Annotated in this window: 2 protein-coding genes and 1 tRNA gene; 1 reads left to right on the top strand and 2 read right to left on the bottom strand. The window is 35.9% G+C overall.

Annotated features, from left to right (window positions below):
* Nucleotides 1–76: transfer RNA gene (locus ACTHOQ_RS18625), tRNA-Val, on the bottom strand.
* A 704-nt stretch (nt 77–780) separates the two neighbouring features.
* Nucleotides 781–1,311 carry a GNAT family N-acetyltransferase gene (locus tag ACTHOQ_RS18620; protein ID WP_440497677.1) on the bottom strand — a complete coding sequence of 177 codons (531 nt, stop codon included), beginning with the start codon at nt 1,309–1,311 and terminating at the stop codon, nt 781–783.
* 605 nt (nt 1,312–1,916) lie between these two features.
* Here ACTHOQ_RS18620 and ACTHOQ_RS18615 point away from each other — a divergent pair.
* Nucleotides 1,917–3,269 carry a transposase gene (locus tag ACTHOQ_RS18615; protein ID WP_440497676.1) on the top strand — a complete coding sequence of 451 codons (1,353 nt, stop codon included), beginning with the start codon at nt 1,917–1,919 and terminating at the stop codon, nt 3,267–3,269.
* The last annotated feature ends 1,588 nt before the right edge of the window (nt 3,270–4,857 follow it).

Here is a 4,857-nt window from a genome sequence, read left to right as displayed (position 1 = left end):
TGGTGGAGGATGACGGGCTCGAACCGCCGACCCCCTGCTTGTAAGGCAGGTGCTCTCCCAGCTGAGCTAATCCTCCAATGGGAATTTTGCGAATTACATGTTTGTAGTTTGTAACCGCTCGTCCTTTCTCATAAGGACAAGATTTATAATATCAGTATTCTTTCTATAATGCAATACCTTTTTTGAAACTATTTTATAAAATAATGTTTTTTTCTAAATTTGCCATTAACTAGCCTTGTTGGCTAATGTAAACGATTACTTAGCATAACGAAATTTTAATATGATTATCCGTTTTTTTCAAGAGTTGTTTGTGCTTTTTTTATAAATAATAATTTATTTGAATGATTTTTAATCTAATATATCTTTAATAAACTATGTAAATATAATTTTTATTACGTTGAATTTTTTTAGGATGTTATTTTCTTTAGGGATACCTCTAATAATTACTTCTACAACTTTATTAGGTTTAACAATTTCAAAGTAAATAGCATTTGCTGATTTCTCAAATTTAAAACTACAGCATTTACAAACACCACAATTGGTTCAGGTAAAGTAAATTCGTCTTTAGCGGCTAAATTAATTAAATATTTTTCTTTACTAACATCTGCACTATCATCATTTCAGTTATACTATATCGGATAAATAGCTTAAGAATTTTTCTGGATAGCTCAATTACTGTTGCAATTTGCATATTGATTTATGCGCGGGGCAATACATATAACACTCTAAACTTTATCATTTCAATGTTTAGAGTGTTTTATTTCATATATTCTTTGATACTTAATTGTTAATTGCATTTAATCTCCATTCTTCTTCTAAAATGGCATAATAATACTCATCCCACCACTCATTTTCGTTTGGAATGCATTTTTTAAAATTGCCTTCCCTTCTCATTCCAATCTTCTCCATAACTCGATACGATGGGATATTCTCAGGCTGGCAAGTTGCTATAATCCTATGTAACTTCATTTTTTCAAAGCCAAACTCCAACATTGCTTTTGCTGCTTCAGAAGCATAACCTTTATTGTAATATTTCGGATTGAACACCCAGCCGATTTCATATGTATGTTCACCAAAATATTTCCCAAAAAAGATATGCCCAATTAGAATATTATTATCTTTCAATACGACAGCGAATTTTTCAGCTTTATCGTTCATATTCAGGCTTATAAACTCTTTTGCAGTTTCTTCAGTAAAAACGCCTTCAGGTATGTATTTCATAACATTCCTATCCGATGTATATTCATATACTGCTTGCAAATCTTTTAATTCAAATTTACGTATCAATAACCTTTTAGTTTTAATATGCATTTCATAACCCCCATCAATAAGACTAATTTTATTATCCTTTTTACGATATTAATTCTTATACTACTGAATTACCCGCCAGTTTAAATCTGAAAATTACTGAATTGGCGTTTGAAAGCTTGTATAAGATGTTTGTTGCCCCTATTAGTTCAAAAGGGAATTTTACTTTGGGTGCTTTATTTATTCCATTCCTCCCTAGCAAAGGCTATTGCACTTTCAATAGTTAATATATTTCCCTTGAGCCAAATTTCGCCCATTTCTTTGTATTATTTCATCGCTTATTTTTTTATATCATTTCTTATGTCAGACATCCCATATCCCTCCTCCTCAACCTCATTCTTTAAAATCTATTTCGGTGCAAATTATATATTCCCTTCAAAAATCCTATATTGTATCATTGCCACGTTAATATGATTCATTTATTGAGAAAACGATTTGCATTTTTTTATGTCTTTATTATTTTATACGCAATTTTCTTGTAAGTGAGTTAATTTCATAACTCCAATCCCTTGTCTCCCAAGGGTTTCAACACAATAAAAAAAGGGCACCTCCCCAATTTGGTATAATTTAAGTGACCAAACCAAAATTATCCCTGAGGTGAATACCCTATGACCATTATAAAACAAATGCGTCTGTTTGACATCCAAGAATTAATGGAAATGGAAAGTTCTCATCGTTTTGATGCGATTTTGGCCACTTTCGACCTACAGCCGATTTTCCAACTGTTCCGTAAAACAACCATGTACGGTGCGCCGCGAGAGTTAAACTACGGTGCGATGATTCAATCATTAGCGATTCGTATTGTCGAACGTATTCCAACCGTAAAAGATTTAGTGAAACGGCTAAAATATGATCTTATTTTTCGATTAGATTGTGGCTTTCTATTATCCGATTCAGTGCCATCTGAAGCTTCTTATTCACGAATGGTCGACATGATCAGCCAATCAGATGTCTTTCGTCAAATGAATGATGACCTCATTCAATCTGCTTTTACAGAAGGATTTTTAGCTGATGAACACGTTAGTTATGACGCGACACATTTTGAGGCACGTGATGCGTCCAAACCATCTGAGAAAAAAGAAAAAGCACCTAAAAAACGCGGACGTAAATCGAAAGAAGAGCGTGAGGCTTGGCTCTTAGAACAAGCAGAAATCGAAGCGAATCTCACAACGTATGAAAAGAAATTAGCAGCTCAATTAACAATCCCGATCGCAACCCTTATACAAGACATGCCTATTGAACCGAAGTGGGGCGTGAAGAAGAATAGTGACGGAAAAAATACGTTCTGGTTCGGATACAAAGGACATTTGGCTGTCTCAACGAAAAGTCAGTACATCGTGGCATGCTTGATGTCGTCTGGCAATTTAAGTGATAGTAAAGCGGCGATTCCTCTATTAAAAAAGGTAGAAGAAGTTGTGCCAAATCAATTTACAACCGCTATTTTCGATGCGGGATATGACTATGAAGCGATTTATCGCCAAATCTTCAATCAAGATATGAAAGCAGTCATTCCTTATGTGAAACGCAACGAATCTGAACTTGTAGGCTTTGATGAACATTTCCGACCTACGTGTGTACGAGAACATAGCTACTGTTACGACAGCTTTGACGAGAAATATAAAAGCTTGAAATTTACACGTCCAAAAGAATGTGCAACGTGTCCATTACGCGAGGATTCACTGTGTCAAAAAGTCTATAAAATCAAGTGTGAAACGGATATTCGCAAGTATACGTACCCAGCAAGAGGCTCCGCATTATGGACGAAACTGTACAAAGAACGTACAGCCGTTGAACGCGTGAATGCCTACTTAAAAGAATATTTCCAATTAAATAACGTCCGTCACCGAACAGGTAGAAAAGCGAAGCTCCATTTCCAACTAGTGACGTTTATTTATAATGCCTGCAAATTAGCCGTCGATCGCATGAATGTATTATTACAAGCACAACAGCAAGTAGCATAATTTTAAAAAACGTAAGTTTTGATATAGGAGCAGTCTAAGCTCTTGAAAAAGTCGATTTATGAAATTGATTCAAGTTAAAACAATTTTACTATTTGTATCGTTCAACACCATAACATGGGTTTGATTTCCATTGCGGGTCGGACGCTTTCAGTAGACACGAGGCCAACACGATGTTGGTCACTAAAGCGTTGCCCCAAGACGTGGCCTACTTAGCTTTTGTTCCTAGTCTCTCCCTCGGTGCTCCTGCCGCTTCGCTTTCGCCGCAACATAAATTTTGCTGTTCTCGCCCGAAGCTTGCTTGTGACTGTCGCTAATGCTTTCGTTACAGAGAAAATCTTATAGCGAAAGGCGCTAGCCGTCAGCTGGTGTTTTTTCAGTGCGAAAGGTGAAACCGTCAGCACGAACACTCGCCTCCCTTCCATTCCAATCAACTCGCTTTGGCATGAAGTTTTGTCATCCCCAACTTTTGCTGAAGAGCCACTTGTATCCATATATAACGAATATAGTTAATGAGAATATTATGAGGAAAGTTAAACAGCTTCCGCGAAAGCCGTCCAATTATAAATTGACATTTCGTACAATATCAAAAAAGTAAAGGATATAATTCGTTTCCGTTTTTTCGGTTATAATCAAGAAAGAAAAGCCGGATAAATCAAAAAAATGGCGGGTTTAAAGTTTGCCGGATAGTCTTTATGCTAAAAATGGATAGAAAAAGAAACGACAACAACTTCTTTCCCAAATAGAAGAAAACGGCATGATGTAAAAACAATGCCTAAGGGTCGCTAAATTACAAGAAAAGATAGCAGATCAACATAAGGACTCTTTCTCAAAATTAAACGAATTAGCGATCAACTACGATACGAGGAGTATATAGGATTGGAACATGGAAGGATTTTTTAAAGCTATGTTGAAAAAGCAGGCATGGCAATCAATGATGAATACTTACGTTACGCAATTTTCGTTCAATAGAAGTTGTAGTGACAGGGAACTGCTCAAAAAGAAACAAATCTTCCCCTTCTATTGAGATGTATTCTTGCTGTGATGCAAAACAGCCTATGTCATTATAAAATCATGTCTACCGTTGCTTAAATAGCTTTGAGGGAGGAAGCGACTATAATGCAGCTAATTAATACTAGCACGAAGGTTTACGCCTCTTACCATTATTATAGATGCAAAAGCTTTTGGAACGAAAAGATTTACTTATAGAAGAAACGAGTAGTCGAGAAACTCCCTAGTTCAAGGAAATAGTAAGATTAGTTAAGTGAACGGTGATTTACAGACTATTTTATGCCTATTGAACCAATTTTCCGCATTTTGCCATATGACTCGAAGTTATTCGGGGGAATTCTTGCAAAGGTCGTTAACTTAAACTTGAACGTCACAAGAAAAGTTCATCAAACCGAAGAAGGTAAAAACGGGCTTCTTTTTAAACATAACCAATATTATAACTCTATTAAGGCAAACGAGCAAAAAAGCTAAGTACTAGTCAATGTACTTAGCTTTTTTATATTTCTTATGTATGACCCGTACGGGATTCGAACCCGTGTTACCGCCGTGAAAGGGCGGTGTCTTAACCACTTGACCAACG

Origin of the sequence: Solibacillus silvestris, assembly GCF_051967575.1 — a bacterium.
GTDB classification, from domain to species: Bacteria; Bacillota; Bacilli; order Bacillales_A; family Planococcaceae; genus Solibacillus; species Solibacillus silvestris_B.
This window is presented reverse-complemented; position numbering and strand designations above follow the sequence as displayed.

Bases quoted from the DNA above. Each gene is read 5' to 3' on its own strand.
- ACTHOQ_RS18615 (WP_440497676.1), top strand. From the start codon at position 1,917: ATGACCATTATAAAACAAATGCGTCTGTTTGACATCCAAGAATTAATG.
- ACTHOQ_RS18620 (WP_440497677.1), bottom strand. From the start codon at position 1,311: ATGCATATTAAAACTAAAAGGTTATTGATACGTAAATTTGAATTAAAA.